General features: G+C 66.9%; 13 protein-coding genes. 10 read left to right on the top strand and 3 right to left on the bottom strand.

From position 1 onward, the window contains the following. The first annotated feature begins 230 nt into the window (after positions 1-230). Positions 231-1,277 carry a XopAW family type III secretion system calcium-binding effector gene (xopAW, locus tag PSQ39_RS18680; protein WP_273928644.1) on the top strand — a complete coding sequence of 349 codons (1,047 nt, stop codon included), beginning with the start codon at positions 231-233 and terminating at the stop codon, positions 1,275-1,277. Between the two features lie 84 nt (positions 1,278-1,361). On the opposite strand, the gene purN is transcribed toward xopAW, so the two are convergent. Then, positions 1,362-1,943, bottom strand: coding sequence for a phosphoribosylglycinamide formyltransferase (gene purN, locus PSQ39_RS18675; protein ID WP_273928642.1), 582 nt, complete (start codon positions 1,941-1,943; stop codon positions 1,362-1,364). Positions 1,944-2,010: 67 nt separating this feature from the next. Further along, positions 2,011-2,790: an aspartate/glutamate racemase family protein gene (locus PSQ39_RS18670; RefSeq protein ID WP_273928640.1), complete on the bottom strand. Its 780-nt coding sequence runs from the start codon at positions 2,788-2,790 to the stop codon at positions 2,011-2,013. Positions 2,791-2,866: 76 nt separating this feature from the next. Between PSQ39_RS18670 and PSQ39_RS18665 the strand changes: the two genes are divergently transcribed. The 5 genes from PSQ39_RS18665 to PSQ39_RS18645 all read left to right on the top strand — a co-directional run bounded on the left by PSQ39_RS18665 (position 2,867) and on the right by PSQ39_RS18645 (position 7,821). After that, positions 2,867-3,553, top strand: coding sequence for a YceH family protein (locus PSQ39_RS18665; protein ID WP_409242055.1), 687 nt, complete (start codon positions 2,867-2,869; stop codon positions 3,551-3,553). Between the two features lie 84 nt (positions 3,554-3,637). Next, the gene (locus tag PSQ39_RS18660; protein WP_273928635.1) at positions 3,638-4,816 is read left to right on the top strand and encodes an acyl-CoA dehydrogenase family protein; all 1,179 of its coding nucleotides are present in this window, start codon (positions 3,638-3,640) and stop codon (positions 4,814-4,816) included. Positions 4,817-4,828: 12 nt separating this feature from the next. Then, the gene (locus tag PSQ39_RS18655) at positions 4,829-5,944 is read left to right on the top strand and encodes an acyl-CoA dehydrogenase family protein (protein ID WP_273928633.1); all 1,116 of its coding nucleotides are present in this window, start codon (positions 4,829-4,831) and stop codon (positions 5,942-5,944) included. A gap of 121 nt (positions 5,945-6,065) precedes the next feature. Then, positions 6,066-7,472, top strand: a complete 1,407-nt coding sequence (locus PSQ39_RS18650) for an alpha/beta fold hydrolase (RefSeq protein ID WP_273928631.1) — start codon at positions 6,066-6,068, stop codon at positions 7,470-7,472. Between the two features lie 94 nt (positions 7,473-7,566). Continuing rightward, entirely contained in the window at positions 7,567-7,821 is a 255-nt protein-coding gene (locus tag PSQ39_RS18645) for a DUF3297 family protein (protein ID WP_273928629.1), read from the top strand. Positions 7,822-7,865: 44 nt separating this feature from the next. Here the strand turns inward: PSQ39_RS18645 and PSQ39_RS18640 are convergent, their stop codons facing one another. After that, on the bottom strand, positions 7,866-9,296 hold the full coding sequence (locus PSQ39_RS18640) for a short-chain fatty acyl-CoA regulator family protein (protein WP_273928627.1): 1,431 nt from the start codon (positions 9,294-9,296) through the stop codon (positions 7,866-7,868). 113 nt (positions 9,297-9,409) lie between these two features. Between PSQ39_RS18640 and PSQ39_RS18635 the strand changes: the two genes are divergently transcribed. Genes PSQ39_RS18635 through prpF form a run of 4 tightly spaced genes read left to right on the top strand, consistent with a single transcriptional unit; the run spans position 9,410 to position 14,819 of the window. Next, complete coding sequence (locus PSQ39_RS18635) at positions 9,410-9,808, top strand: acyl-CoA thioesterase (RefSeq protein ID WP_273928625.1); 399 nt, start codon at positions 9,410-9,412, stop codon at positions 9,806-9,808. Next, complete coding sequence (gene prpC, locus PSQ39_RS18630; protein WP_273928623.1) at positions 9,805-10,974, top strand: bifunctional 2-methylcitrate synthase/citrate synthase; 1,170 nt, start codon at positions 9,805-9,807, stop codon at positions 10,972-10,974. The genes PSQ39_RS18635 and prpC overlap by 4 nt, the downstream gene beginning before the upstream one ends. Before the next feature lie 39 nt (positions 10,975-11,013). Beyond that, positions 11,014-13,635 carry a Fe/S-dependent 2-methylisocitrate dehydratase AcnD gene (gene acnD / locus PSQ39_RS18625; RefSeq protein ID WP_273928621.1) on the top strand — a complete coding sequence of 874 codons (2,622 nt, stop codon included), beginning with the start codon at positions 11,014-11,016 and terminating at the stop codon, positions 13,633-13,635. After that, positions 13,632-14,819, top strand: a complete 1,188-nt coding sequence (prpF, locus tag PSQ39_RS18620; protein WP_273928619.1) for a 2-methylaconitate cis-trans isomerase PrpF — start codon at positions 13,632-13,634, stop codon at positions 14,817-14,819. The genes acnD and prpF overlap by 4 nt, the downstream gene beginning before the upstream one ends. The last annotated feature ends 20 nt before the right edge of the window (positions 14,820-14,839 follow it).

Below are 14,839 nucleotides of genomic sequence, written 5' to 3'. Positions count from 1 at the left end.
GCAAAAGACGGCGAAGTGTAAGCACCGGTACACGCCCGCAACGCCCAAAGTGTGCTTCTTTACTGTTCTTTTTCAAGCCTTTAAAGAGGGGTTTGTACCAAGCTCGATACGCAACGGACAAACAGGCTTTACCGGCCCTGTCAAAAATGGATTCGGGTCCACGCCGGGTGCCGCCAGCCCCCCATGCCAACCGTGCCGAAGCCCATCTACTTTGATTGGAAGGAAGCACCATGAGCAGTTTGAGCAGCGTCAGCACCAGCAGCCACTGGACCGCCAGCACCCCACCGCCGCGCCAAGGCGGGGCCGGGCGCTTGGCAGAACGCCTGATGTCCCGATTCGACAGCGACAGCAGCGACAGCGTGGACAGCACCGAGCTGCAAAGCCTGCTCGATGACGTGGCCAAGAAAACCGGCGTCAGCGCCAGCAGCAGCGCGAGCGACCTGCTGGCCAGCAACGACAGCGATGGCGACGGCAATCTGAGCAGCCAGGAGCTGGCCCAAACCCTGCAGTCCATCCTGCCGCCCCCCTCCACCATGGACTTCGCCCAATCACGCAGCAGCAGCAGCGGCAGCGCCACCGGCCAGGCGGGCGATGACTTGTTCAGCAAGGTGGACAGCGATGGCAGCGGCGCCGTGAGCCAGGAGGAACTGCAAGGCCTGCTCGAACACATGTCTGGCAACCGCGACAGCACAGCCACCAGCACGGAAGCAACCGCGCTGTTCCAGCAGCTCGACAGCGACAGCGACGGCAGCCTGAGCAGCAGCGAATTCGACGCCGGTCGGCCTCAAAACAGCGCTGACAGCGGTGCCAGCAACAGCACGGCCAGCGCCAACAGGCCGGCCCCACCGCCGGGCGGTCCCGGCGGCCCGGGCCGCAGTGGCGGCGCCAGCAGCAGCACCAGCGAAACCTACGACCCCCTGGACACCAACCAAGACGGCGTGGTGTCCATGGAAGAGCGCCTGGCGGCCAACACCGACAGCACCGATCCCTTGCAAGCCCTGTTCGACACCGTCGACAGCAATGGCGACGGCAGCATCAGCAGCAGCGAAACCGACAGCTTTGTCGCCCAGCTCAATGAACAGCTCAACAGCCTGAACACGAGCGACAGCAGCAGCTCCAGCAGCAGTTCCTCGTCGAACAGCAACAGCGACACCAGCACGGACAGCGCCGCCGCCCCACAAGACCTGCTCAAGCTGGTGCAGGAGGCCCGCCGCGCCTACCAGGCCCATGCGCAGGACTGGAACGTGCCGGTGAACAGCCTCAGCGCGATGGCCTGAACGCCCCCCATCGCTGATCGCAGAGCGCCCAGGTCCGATCAGCCACCCCGGTCGGCTGGGCCTGAGTGCCCAGCGCTCACCCCATCAAGCGCCAGCCAACCAGCGGGCCACCACCGACGGATAAAGCCGGTGCTCCTGGCTCAGCACGCGCGCGGCCAGGGCGTCGGGCGTGTCGCCCGGCAAGATGGGCACCACCGCCTGACCCAAGATGTGGCCGTGGTCCAGCTCAGCCGTCACTTGGTGCACCGTGGCGCCTGCCACCGCGCAGCCCGCCTCAATCGCGCGGCGGTGGGTGTCCAGGCCGGTGAAGGCTGGCAACAAAGAGGGGTGAATATTGACCAGCCGGCCCGCGTAGCGCGCCACAAAACCGGGGGTCAGGATGCGCATGAAACCCGCCAGCAAGACCAGGGTGGGTTGGTGCGGGTCGATCAAGGCCGCCAAGGCCTCATCAAAAGCCTCGCGCGAGGCAAAGTCACGGTGGCTGAGCACGGCGGTGGTCAGACCACGCGCCTGCGCCCAGGCCAGGCCTGCCGAGTCGGCGCGGTTGCTGATCACGGCGCTGACACGGGCGCCCCAGCGTTTGTCCCAGCCCTCGCGCTGGGCGGCCTCGACCAAGGCCCGCATGTTGGAGCCGCCGCCGGAGATCAGGATCACGATGTTTTTCATGGGGTCAGGACCAGACCCGGAGCAGCCCGGGTCCTTCAGGAACAACCCGCGATTATCTCAGGCCCACTCAGCCCCTCTCGCCGAGCGCACGCAACTCCCAAGACAGCCCCTGCCAAGCCGGCGCAAACCCGGGCTCGGTTCGCCCACCCGGCGCCGGCGCCTGGCCAGACAGCAGCACCCGCAAGCCCGCCTGCACGCTGTCGATCACCGGCACGCTGACCTGGTCTTGCAGCAGCGCGGCCAGGCCAGCCAAACCGGCCCCGCCGAGGACCACGCTTTGCACGCCGCCCTGGTCCACGGCTTGCTGGCAGGCCCGCGCCAACAAGGCCCGCGCGGCCACCGGGTCAGCCGCCAGTTCAGCCCCGCTGGGCGCCACCGTGTGGATGCCGGCCAGGGCCTCGCCAAAACCCAATTGCTGAGCCAGGCGCTGCAACATCGGCGCCCAGCGTGCCCCGCCAGTGACCACGGCAAAGCGCCCGCCTCGAGCCGCCTCCATGAAGGCCGCTTCGGCCAGGCCGGTCACCGGCACCGGGCTGGATTCGCGCAAGGCCAGCAGGCCCGGGTCGCCAAAGCAGGCCAGCAGCACCGCCTGTGGGGCTGACGGCTGCGCTGCCAAAGCCGCAGCCCAGGCGTCCAACGCGGCATGGGCGGCGATCGCGTAGCTGGCTTCGCAGCTGATGTAAGGGGCCCCCAGCCGCGCGGTGACGGCCTCGATCTGCCACCCCTGCTCCTTGCAGCTTGGCTGGGCGTGGCGGCACAGCAAATCGGTGACCGAGGCCGAGGTGTTGGGGTTGATGATCAGCAGCCGGGGCTGGTGGGCGCTTGACGGGTGAGGCTGGGTGTCCATGCCCCAAGCCGAAGCACAAGTTGTACCAAAGCCATGCACCGCCACGAGGCACAATGAACCCGTCCTTTGTGAAGCCTTGCCCACCATGCCCCTGCGCCCCCTCTCCCCCACCGAAGCCCGCGTGCTTGGCACGCTGATGGAAAAAGCCCGCACCGTGCCCGACAGCTACCCCCTGAGCCTGAACGCGGTGGTCTCGGGCGCCAACCAGAAAACCAGCCGCGAGCCCCTGATGCAACTCAGCGACGCCGAGGCCCAAGAGGCGCTGGACGAGCTCAAACACCTTTCCCTGGTGGTCGAGTCCAGCGGCGGGCGCACCGCGCGCTACGAACACAATTTCAACCGCGTGCTCGGCGTACCCGACCAGTCGGCAGTCTTGCTGGGCCTGCTGATGCTGCGGGGCCCCCAGACGGCGGGCGAACTGCGCATCAACAGCGAGCGCTGGCACCGCTTTGCCGACATCTCTTCGGTCGAGGCCTTTTTGGACGAGTTGCAAGAGCGCTCGGCCGAAAAAGGCGGCCCGCTGGTGCAGAAGCTGCCGCGGGCCCCAGGCGCCCGAGAGCAGCGCTGGGCCCAGCTGTTGTGCGGCCCCGTGGATGAAGCCTGGCTGAGCGTGCCATCCACCGCCGCCCCCCCCCCTTCGTCGACCGCCCCGAGCGCCCTGTCAAGCCGCGTCGACCAACTCGAGGCTGAACTGGCCTCTGTGCGCGCCCAGATGGATCACCTGTACGAGCAACTGGGTTTGTCGCGCCCCGGACAGGAATAGGCGAACGCTCGTGCTAAAAAATGGGGTTAGTGGCCAGTGTTGATCTGGTCCAGCGTCAAACCGCTTCTTTCGGAGACAACCCCCATGGATTTGGCATTCACCCCTGAAGAACAGAAGTTCCGCGAAGAAATTCGTGCCTGGGTCAAAGAGAACCTTCCGGCCGACCTGGCCCACAAAGTCCACAACGCCCTGCGACTGACGCGTGAGGACATGCAGCGCTGGGCCAAGATCCTCGGCAAAAAGGGCTGGCTGGGCCACGCCTGGCCCAAGGAATTCGGCGGCCCCGGCTGGAATGCGGTGCAAAAGCACCTGTTCGAAGAAGAATGCGCCCTGGCTGGCGCGCCCCGCGTCGTGCCATTTGGCCCAGTGATGGTGGCCCCGGTGATCATGGCCTTTGGCAATGCCGAACAGCAACAGCGCTTCCTGCCCGGCATCGCCAGCGGCGAGGTGTGGTGGAGCCAGGGCTACAGCGAACCGGGCTCGGGCTCGGACCTGGCCTCGGTCAAAACCCGCGCCGAGCGCCAAGGCGACAAATACATTGTCAACGGCCAAAAGACCTGGACCACCCTGGGCCAATACGGCGAATGGATCTTCTGCCTGGTGCGCACCAGCAACGAAGGCAAGCCCCAAACCGGCATCAGCTTCTTGCTGATCGACATGAAGTCGCCCGGCGTCACCGTGCGCCCGATCAAGCTGCTCGACGGCGACCACGAGGTCAATGAAGTCTGGTTCGACAACGTCGAAGTGCCGGCCGAAAACCTCATCGGTGAAGAAAACAAAGGCTGGACCTACGCCAAGCACCTGCTCAGCCATGAGCGCACCAACATCGCTGACGTGAACCGCGCCAAGCGCGAGCTGGAGCGCCTCAAACGCATCGCCAAGGCCGAAGGCGTGTACGACGATGTGCGCTTCCGCGACGAGATCGCCAAGCTCGACGTCGAAGTCGTGGCCCTCGAAATGCTGGTGCTGCGCGTGCTCTCGGCCGAGAAGTCGGGCAAGAACTCGCTGGACATTGCTGGCCTGCTCAAGATCCGCGGCAGCGAGCTGCAACAGCGCTACAGCGAACTCATGATGCTGGCTGCCGGCCCCTACAGCCTGCCCTACATCCACGAAGCCATGGACGCCGGCTGGCAAGGCGACCATGTCGGCGCGGCCCACTGCGCCCCGCTGGCATCGACCTACTTCAACATGCGCAAGACCACCATCTACGGCGGTTCCAACGAAGTGCAACGCAACATCGTCGCTCAGACGGTGCTGGGCTGAGAGGAGACACACATGGATTTCGACTTCACCGACGACCAAGAACAACTGCGAGACGCCGTGCGCAAATGGGTCGACAAAGGCTATGACTTCGAGCGCCGCCGAGGCATCGTCAACGCCGGCGGTTTCTCCCGCGAAGCCTATGGCGAAATCGCCGAACTGGGCCTGACCGGCCTCTACATCCCCGAGGCCGACGGCGGCCTGGGCATGGGCCCGGTCGAAGGCATGGTGGTGCTGGAAGAACTGGGCCGCGGCATCGTGCTCGAGCCCTTCAGCCAAAGCCTGATCGCCGGCGCCGTGCTGGCCCACTACGCCGGTGCCGACCTCAAGGCCGGCTGGTTGCCGCGCATTGCTTCGGGCGAAGCCCTGGTGGTGTTGGCCTACCAAGAGCGCCAAGCCCGCTACCGGCTCGATGCCACCCAGGCCACGGCCACGGCGGCGGGCACCGCCTTCACTGTGACTGGCAAGAAGAGTGTGGTCGCCGCCGGGGACCAAGCCGACGCCTACCTGGTGCCGGCTCAACTGGACGGCCAGACCGCCCTGTTCCTGGTGGAGCGCAGCGCCGCCGGCGTCAGCACCCAAGGCTATGCCACGCAAGACGGTGGCCGTGCCGCCGAGCTGAGCTTTGCCAACAGCCCGGCCACCCTGGTCAGCCGCCAAGGTCAAGCCGCCCTGGAACACGCGGTGGACATCGGCATCGCTTCGGCTTGCGCCGAAGCCGTGGGCGTGATGGACAAGACCCTGGCCGTGACCGTGGACTACATGAACACGCGCAAGCAGTTCAACGTGGTGATCTCCAGCTTCCAAGCCCTGCGCCACCGTGTCGCCGACATGAAGATGCAGCTCGAGCTGGCCCGCTCCATGAGCTACTACGCCGCGCTGCGCCTGAACGCACCAGCCGACGAGCGCCGCCTGGCCATGGCCCGCGCCAAGTACCAACTGGGCCAGTCCATGCGCTTTGTGGGCCAGCAAGCGGTGCAACTGCACGGCGGCATCGGGGTGACCGACGAGTACATCGTCAGCCATTACTTCAAGAAGCTGACCCAGCTGGAAATCAGCTTTGGTGACAGCCTGCACCAACTGGGTGAGGTGTCGCAGCGCATGCACGACACCGCTGGCGTGTTCGCCTGATGCCCGACTGAGGTGGTTCCTGGACGCCTGACACCCTGGCGTCAAACAAGGGCCCCACACTCTCACCTGCCCCCATGGCCCGCCCCCCGGTGCGGGCCATTCTCATTTTTGGAGTTTTTTCATGCACCCCATCAGCACACGCCGCCACTTTCTGGGCCTGGCCCTGGGCGCCACGGCCCTGGCCACGGGCTGCGCCTCTGTCGGCAGCGGCCAGCCCTCGCTGAGCCAGCGGCCGCCGATCGTGTTTGTGCACGGCAATGGCGACACCGCCGCGCTGTGGCAGACCACGGCCTGGCGCTTCGAGTCCGAGGGCTGGCCTGCCGACCGCCTGTTCGCGATCGACGTGCCCTACCCCCTGTCGCGCGATGTGGACGCCGTGGCCCAGGCCGGGCGCACCTCGGCCGCCGAGCACATGGCCTACCTGAAAGCAGAGGTCGAGCGGGTGTTGGCAGCCACCGGCGCCCCCCAGGTCGTGCTGATTGGCAACTCGCGCGGCGGTAACGCCATCCGCAACTACATCCAGAACGGTGGCGGCGCTGCCAAGGTGAGCCACGCCATCCTGGGCGGCACGCCCAACCACGGCGTCTGGGCCGTGCCCGGCCTGCGCGAGGGCAATGAGTTCTCCGGCACGGGTGCCTTTTTGCGCGGCCTGAACGCGCCCAAGAACGCCGCTGGCGACGAGGTCACCGGCCCGGTGCGCTGGCTCACCATCCGCTCGGACCAGAACGACAAGTACGCGGTGCCCGACGGCCAGTGGATCGGCATGCCCGGCCAGCCCACGGGCGTCACTGCGGCCGGCCCCGAGCTGCGCGGCGCCAGCAATGTGGTGATCCCGCGCATCGACCACCGCGAGACCTCGTACTCGCGCCCGGCCTTCGAGGCCATGTGGCGCTTTTTGACCGGCGAGGCACCGCGCCAGCACGGCATCCTGGTGCAGGCCAAGCCCGTGCTGCAAGGCAAGGTCACCGGCTTGGGGGTGAACCCGCTGGACGCCAAAACCGGCAACTTCAGCAACAACCTGCCCCTGCCAGGCGCCCGCGTCGAGGTCTATGCCGTCGACCCCGCAACAGGCCGCCGCCAAGGTGCCGCCGTGCACCAAAAAACCGTGACCAGCGATGGCCTGTGGGGGCCTTTCACCGCCGAGGCTGGCCAGCCCTATGAGTTCGTGCTCAGCGCCCCCGGCTATGCCACCACCCACATCTACCGCAGCGCCTTCGCGCGCAGCAGCGACTGGGTGCACCTGCGCGCCGAGCGCCTGGCCCCCACCGAGGCCAATGCGGGCAGCGTGCTGATCTACACCCGGCCGCGCGGCTACTTCGACCCCAGCCGCGACAGCCTGAGCCTGGACGGCTCCAGCACCCTGCCCGGGGTGCCGGCCACCGGCACGGCGGGCTTCTCCAGCAGCCGCCTGGTGCTGGCCCCGGCAGCGCTGCGCTCGGTCAAGGCCGAGTTCAATGGCGAAGTCGTGGTGGGGCAGAACTGGCCCGCCACCGAGCAGCACCTGGTGGTGCTGGAACTCACCTACTGAGCCCGCTGGCGCTGCAGTCGAGCCTGGCCTGGGCCGAGCGCAGCGCCAAATCCGCGAGAATCAGCGACTTTCCTGTTTTTCATTCCTCTGCCCCATGACCGACGCTGCCTCCCCCGCCAAGCCCGCCCTGCCCGACCACCTGTCCATCGACCCCCGCAGCCCCCACCATGTGGCCGCCGTGTTCGAGCACGACATCGGCATCCACTTCAACGGCAAAGAGCGCTTTGACGTCGAGGAATACTGCATCAGCGAAGGCTGGATCAAAGTGCCGGCCGGCAAAACCGTGGACCGCAAGGGCCGCCCGCTGCTGATCAAGCTCAGCGGCCGCGTCGAAGCCTTCTACCGCTGATATCCCCCCACGCCTGCAGCGCCCTTCGGCGCGGTGCGTCCCGCTCAGCCCTGGCGGGGTTCCGGCTCCACCCATGAGCCGTAGGGCGCGGATGGGCCTCGGTTCTCGTCCACCGACAGGGCGCGACCGACATACGGAAACGCCCGCTGCGGACACGCCGGGCGTTCACACACCTTGCAGCCCATCCCGATGGGCGTCTCCGCACCCGGGTCTTGCAGATCCAGCCCCCGCGCATAGACCAGGCGATGGGCGTGCCTGGCATCACATCCCAAACCAATCGAGAACGTGCGCCGTGGCGAGCCGTAGCCGGCCTCGCCTTGCGTGATGCTGTGCGCCACCCACAGGTAGCGGCGGCCATCGGGCATGCGCGCCAGCTGCGCCAGGATCTGCCCGGGGCGGGAGAACGCCTCGTACACGTTCCACAGTGGGCAGGTCCCGCCGACCCGACTGAAGTGGAAATGGGTGGCCGATTGGCGCTTGGAAATGTTGCCCGCGCGGTCCACCCGAACAAAGAAAAAGGGCACACCCGGCGCGCCTGGGCGCTGCATGGTGCTCAGGCGGTGGCACACCGTCTCCAAGCCCACCTGAAAGCGCTTGCCCAGCAGCTCGAGGTCATAGCGCAAGGTCTCTGCGGCCTGTAGAAACTCGCCATAGGGCAGCAAAAAAGCGCCTGCAAAATAATTGGCCAGCCCCACCCGGACCAGCCTGCGCGCCGGCTCGTTGTGGGTGAAGGGCGGCACTTGGATCAAGGCCTCGATGTCCGCCGAAAACGCCTGCAAGGCCAGTTGGGTGGCCATCTGGAAGGCCTGCTGGGCTGGCGCGAGCTCACTCGACAGCGTCAACACCCGGCTCAAGGGGTCGAAACTGCGCTTGCTGCCTTGAGCCCCCGCCTCTCGCTGGACCTGAATCCCCCGCTGGGCCAGGGTTTGCTCCAGCCAGGCCGCCCTGTCCACGGGCGAGGTTTGGGCCTGTGCCGCCAGCTTTTCGGCCGCGCGGTCCAAGGTGTCAAAGTGGTTTTGGTGGGCAAAAAAGAAGTCACGCACCAACTCAAATGGCTGGCTGACCAAGGGCTCAGGACGGGAACGGTCGTCGCCCCATTGCGACGACAAGGTCTCCAGGCGCTCCAGCAACTGATGCTGGCGCCGGTACAGGTCGATCACGGCACGGGCCAAGCCGGGCATCTGGCCCGCCACCTCCTGAAATTCAGGCAGGGAAATGGGCTGCGCCGCATCCGCCAGGGCCTCCTTCAAGCCCGCCAGCAGGCGCGCCTCTTCGTCCTCGGAGAACTGCTGGATGTCCACCCCCAGGGCTCGGCTGAGCTTGAGCAAGACCGAGACCGTGAAAGGGCGCTGGTTCTGCTCCAGCTGGTTCAAGTAGCTGGGCGACAGCTCCAGCGCCTGCGCCAGCGCGATCTGGGTCATGCCGCGCTCCGCACGCAGCTTGCGCAGCTTCACGCCCATGAAGGTTTTTTTCATCGTCAGAGCCTCTCGGATGCATTCGCAATGTTCGCAAAATCAATCAAAACATTCGCAAACATTCGCCAATTCAGTAGTTTCAGAGGGACGCTATTTTGCGTAAATTGCGAAGCATGACAAGCCCTTCCGGAACCGTCGAACTGCGCGAACTGGTGCTGCCCGCCCTGGCGAACCACCACGGCACCCTGTTTGCCGGCCAGGCGCTGCAACTGCTGGCCAAAGCGGCCTTTCTGGCCGCCCGCAGCCTGGTCCATCGCGAGATCGTGATGGCCGGCGTCAGCGGGCTGGACTTCCTCGCCCCCGTGCCCGTGGGCCACCAGCTGCTGCTGCGGGCCTGGGTCAGCCGCGTGGGCCGCAGCTCCATGACGGTGTGCGTGACCGCGCTGGCCGACGCGCCCGGACTGCCCCTCGAGAAGGTCATCCAAGGTTTTTTTGAAATGGTGGCGGTCGACCCCTCAGGCCGCCCTGTGTCCATCGACTGTTCTGACATCCAAACGGAGACTTCCCCATGAACGCTGCCCTCGCCCCCAGCTCACTCGCACCGGGCTTCACGCCCAAAAAATCAGTCGCGCTCTCAGGCACGGCCGCTGGCAACACCGCGCTGTGCACGGTGGGGCGCAGCGGCAACGACCTCCACTACCGGGGCTACGACATCCTGGATGTCGCCACCACCTGCGAGTTTGAAGAGGTCGCGCACTTGCTGGTGCATGGCAAGCTGCCCAACACCGCAACGTTGAGCGCCTACAAAGCCAAGCTCAAAGCCCTGCGAGGCCTGCCTGCTGCAGTGAAGACGGCCTTGGAGACCTTGCCGCCGTCGACCCACCCCATGGACGTGATGCGCACCGGCGTCTCGGTGCTGGGTTGCGTCAAGCCTGAAAAAGAGGACCACACCGCTCCCGGCGCCCGCGACATCGCCGACAAGCTCATGGCCTCGCAGGGTTCGATGCTGCTGTACTGGTACCACTTTGCCTATCACGGCAAGCGCATCGAGGTGGAGACCGACGACGACTCGATCGGCGGCCACTTCCTGCACCTGCTGCACGGCCACCCGCCGCGCGACAGCTGGGTGCGCGCCATGCACACCTCGCTGATCCTGTATGCCGAACACGAATTCAATGCCTCGACCTTTGCCTCCCGGGTGGTGGCGGGCACCGGCTCTGACCTCTATTCCGCCATCTGTGGCGGCATTGGCGCCCTGCGTGGCCCCAAGCACGGCGGCGCCAACGAGGTCGCCCTGGAGATCCAAAAACGCTACGACCACCCCGACGAGGCCGAGGCCGACATCCGTGAGCGCGTGGCACGCAAAGAAGTCGTGATCGGCTTTGGTCACCCCGTCTACACGGTGAGCGACCCGCGCAACAGCGTGATCAAAAAGGTGGCGCACGCGCTGTCGCTGGAACAAGGCAACACCAAGATGTATGACATCGCCGAGCGACTGGAATCGGTGATGTGGGAGGTCAAAAAAATGTTCCCCAACCTGGACTGGTTCAGTGCCGTCAGCTACCACCTGATGGGCGTGCCCACCGACATGTTCACCCCCCTGTTCGTGATCGCCCGGACCTCCGGCTGGTCAGCCCATGTGATGGAGCAACGCGTGGACGGCAAGATCATCCGCCCCAGCGCCCACTACACCGGCCCTGAAAATCAGACCTTCGTGCCGCTGGCGCAGCGCGCCTGAGTCCCACCTGCCCCACCTTGGCCCCAGAACCCGTTCAACATGTCTTTGTTCAGAAAATCCTTGCCCCACACCCCGCTGGACTACATCGACGCCCAGGCCGCTGTCGATGCCCTGGTCCCCGGTGCCTGGGCCCAGTTGCCCTACACCGCGCGCGTGCATGCAGAAAACCTGGTTCGCCGGGCCGACCCCGCCACCGTGGACGACAGCCTGCGCCAAATCATCGGGCGGCTGCGCGAACACGACTTCCCCTGGTACCCGGCGCGCGTGGTGTGCCACGACATCCTGGGCCAGACCGCCCTGGTGGACCTGGCCGGGCTGCGCGACGCGATCGCCCAGCAAGGGGGCGACCCGGCCGCCGTGAACCCGGTGGTGCCGGTGCAACTGATCGTTGACCATTCGCTGGCGGTGGAATGCGGGGGCTTCGACCCGGAGGCCTTCACCAAGAACCGCGCCATCGAAGACCGGCGCAACGAGGACCGCTTTCACTTCATCGAGTGGACGAAGAAGGCCTTTGCCAACGTGGACGTGATCCCCGCAGGCAACGGGATCATGCACCAGATCAACCTCGAGAAAATGTCGCCCGTGGTCCAGGTCGAGCAGGGCCTGGCCTACCCCGACACCTGTGTCGGGACCGATTCGCACACCCCCCATGTGGACGCCCTGGGCGTGATCGCCATCGGGGTGGGCGGCCTAGAGGCCGAGAGCGTGATGCTGGGCCGGGCCTGCTGGATGCGCCTGCCCGAGATGGTGGGCGTCCACCTGACCGGCCGGCGCCCGCCGGGCATCACCGCCACGGACGTGGTGCTGGCGCTGACTGAATTCCTGCGCCAGGCCAAGGTGGTCGGGGCTTACCTGGAGTTCCACGGTGAAGGCGCGGCGGCCCTCAGCGTGGGCGACCGCGCCACCATCTCGAACATGGCGCCCGAATACGGCGCCACGGCGGCCCTGTTCAGCATCGACGATCAAACCCTGGACTACCTGCGCCTGACCGGTCGCAGCGCCGAGCAAGTCCACCTGGTCGAGCGCTACGCCAAGGCGGCGGGGCTGTGGGCCGACACCTTGGCGCACGCGGTTTACGACCGCCAGCTCCGCTTTGACCTGTCCAGCGTGGTGCGCAACCTGGCCGGCCCCTCCAACCCCCACGCCCGCCTGGCCACGGCCGACCTGCGGGCCAAGGGCATTGCCGGGCCCTGGCAGCGGCCCAGCCGCGAGCAAGGGCAGTTGCCCGAGGGGGCTGTGGTCATCGCAGCCATCACGAGTTGCACCAACACGTCCAACCCGCGCAACGTGATCGCGGCGGGCTTGCTGGCGCGCAAAGCCCGGCAACTGGGACTGCAACGCCAACCCTGGGTCAAGACCTCGCTGGCCCCGGGCTCCAAGGCCGTGGCGTTGTACTTGAAGGAAGCCGACCTGCTGGACGATCTGCAGGCCCTGGGCTTTGGCATCGTGGCCTTTGCCTGCACCACCTGCAACGGCATGAGCGGGGCGCTGGACCCGGTGATCGAGCAAGAGATTATCGAGCGCCAGCTCTACACCACGGCCGTGCTCTCAGGCAACCGCAACTTTGACGGGCGCATCCACCCCCATGCCAAGCAGGCCTTCCTGGCCTCGCCGCCTTTGGTGGTGGCCTATGCGATCGCGGGCACCATCCGCTTTGACATCGAAAACGATGTGCTGGCCGTGGTGCAGGGGCGAGAGATCCGCTTGAAGGACTTGTGGCCCAGCGACGACGAGATCGACGCCGTGGTCAAGGCCGCGGTGAAGCCCGAGCAATACCGCGCCGTGTACGAACCCATGTTCGCGCGGCAGATCGAGCCCGGCGCCCCCGTGGCACCGCTGTACGACTGGCGACCGCAATCCACCTACATCCGCCGCCCGCCCTACTGGGACACCGAGGGCATCGGCGCCCTGGCGGCCCAGCCCCGCACCCTCCAGGCCATGCGGCCCCTGGCCTTGCTGCCCGACAACATCACCACGGACCACCTGTCGCCATCGAACGCCATCCTGCGTGATTCGGCTGCGGGCGAGTACCTGCACCACATGGGCCTGCCCGACGAGGACTTCAACTCCTACGCCACCCACCGAGGCGACCACCTGACCGCCATGCGGGCCACTTTTGCCAACCCGACCTTGAAGAACGAAATGGTGCGGACCGCCGATGGCTCGGTGCGCGCCGGCTCCTGGGCCCGTGTCGAACCCGAGGGCACGGTGATGCGCATGTGGGAGGCCATGGCGACCTACCAGCACCGGCGCCAGCCCCTGATCATCATTGCCGGCGCCGACTACGGCCAAGGCTCCAGCCGCGACTGGGCGGCCAAGGGCGTGCGCCTGGCGGGCGTGGAAGCCGTGGTGGCCGAGGGTTTCGAGCGCATCCACCGCACCAACCTGATTGGCATGGGCGTGCTGCCCCTGGCCTTCCAGCCTGGCACCACCCGGCTGACCCTGGGCCTGGACGGCCGAGAGACCTACACGGTGCTCGGCGCCCTGGCACCCCGGTCCGAGCTGAGCCTGCGCATCACCCGCCCCGATGGCGCGGTGTTGGACGTGCCCGTGCGCTGCCGTCTCGACACGGCTGAAGAGCTGTCGGTCTACCAGGCCGGTGGCGTGTTGCAACGGTTTGCCCAGGACTTCCTGGTCGAGCACCCAGGAGTCCCCGCATGAGCCACGTGCCCCAAATCAAAATCCCGGCCACCTACCTGCGTGGCGGCACCAGCAAAGGCGTGTTCTTCCGCCTGCAAGACCTGCCCGAAGCAGCCCAGCGGCCTGGCGCCGCGCGCGACCGCCTGCTGCAGCGCGTGATCGGCAGCCCCGACCCGTATGGCAAGCAGACCGACGGGATGGGGGGCGCCACGTCCTCCACGTCCAAGGCGGTGATCATCGGGCCGCCCACCGTGGCCGGGCACGACGTGGACTACCTGTTCGGCCAGGTCGCCATCGACCGTGACTTTGTCGACTGGTCCGGCAACTGCGGCAACCTGTCCGCGGCCGTGGGGCCGTTTGCCATTGCCAACGGGTTCATCCCGCCGGCGCGCCTGCCGCAGCACGGGGTGTGCACCGTGCGCATCTGGCAGGCCAACATCGGCAAGACCATCGTGGCCCACGTGCCCATCACCCACGGGCAGGTGCAGGAAACCGGCGACTTCGAACTCGACGGCGTGACCTTTCCCGCCGCCGAGGTGCAGCTGGCCTTCCTGGACCCGGCCGAAGCCGGTGATGAAGGCCAGGCTCTGTTTCCCACAGGCAAGCCCGTGGACACCTTGGACGTGCCCGGCGTGGGGCGCTTTCAGGCCACCTTCATCAACGCCGGCATCCCGACCCTCTTCCTGAACGCTGCCGACCTGGGCTACACCGGCACCGAGTCCCAAGAGGCCATCAACAGCGACCCCGCCGCCCTGGCCCGCTTGGAGACCTTGCGCGCCCATGGCGCCTTGCAGATGGGCTTGATCCAAGACCTCAGCGAAGCCGCCACGCGCCAGCACACGCCCAAGATCGCCTGGGTGGCCCCGCCCGCCGACTACGTCGCCAGCAGCGGCCAGTCCGTCCGAGCGGCCGAGATCGATGTGCTGGTGCGGGCCTTGTCCATGGGCCGGCTGCACCACGCGATGATGGGCACGGCCGCGGTGGCCATAGGCGCCGCCGCTGCCGTGCCAGGCACCTTGGTCAACCTGGCCGCCGGCGGGGGCGCCAGGGAAGCGGTGCGCTTTGGCCACCCTTCGGGCACGCTGCGCGTCGGCGCCCAGGCCGTGCAGCGCGATGGCCAGTGGGTCGTCACCCAGGCCGTGATGAGCCGCAGTGCCCGGGTCCTGATGGAAGGCTGGGTGCGCGTGCCCGGCGACGCCTTCTGAGGCCCCCGTTTTTTCTAACC

Source organism: Curvibacter microcysteis, from assembly GCF_028649455.1.
In the GTDB taxonomy this organism is placed as follows: domain Bacteria; phylum Pseudomonadota; class Gammaproteobacteria; order Burkholderiales; family Burkholderiaceae_C; genus Curvibacter; species Curvibacter microcysteis.
This window is presented reverse-complemented; position numbering and strand designations above follow the sequence as displayed.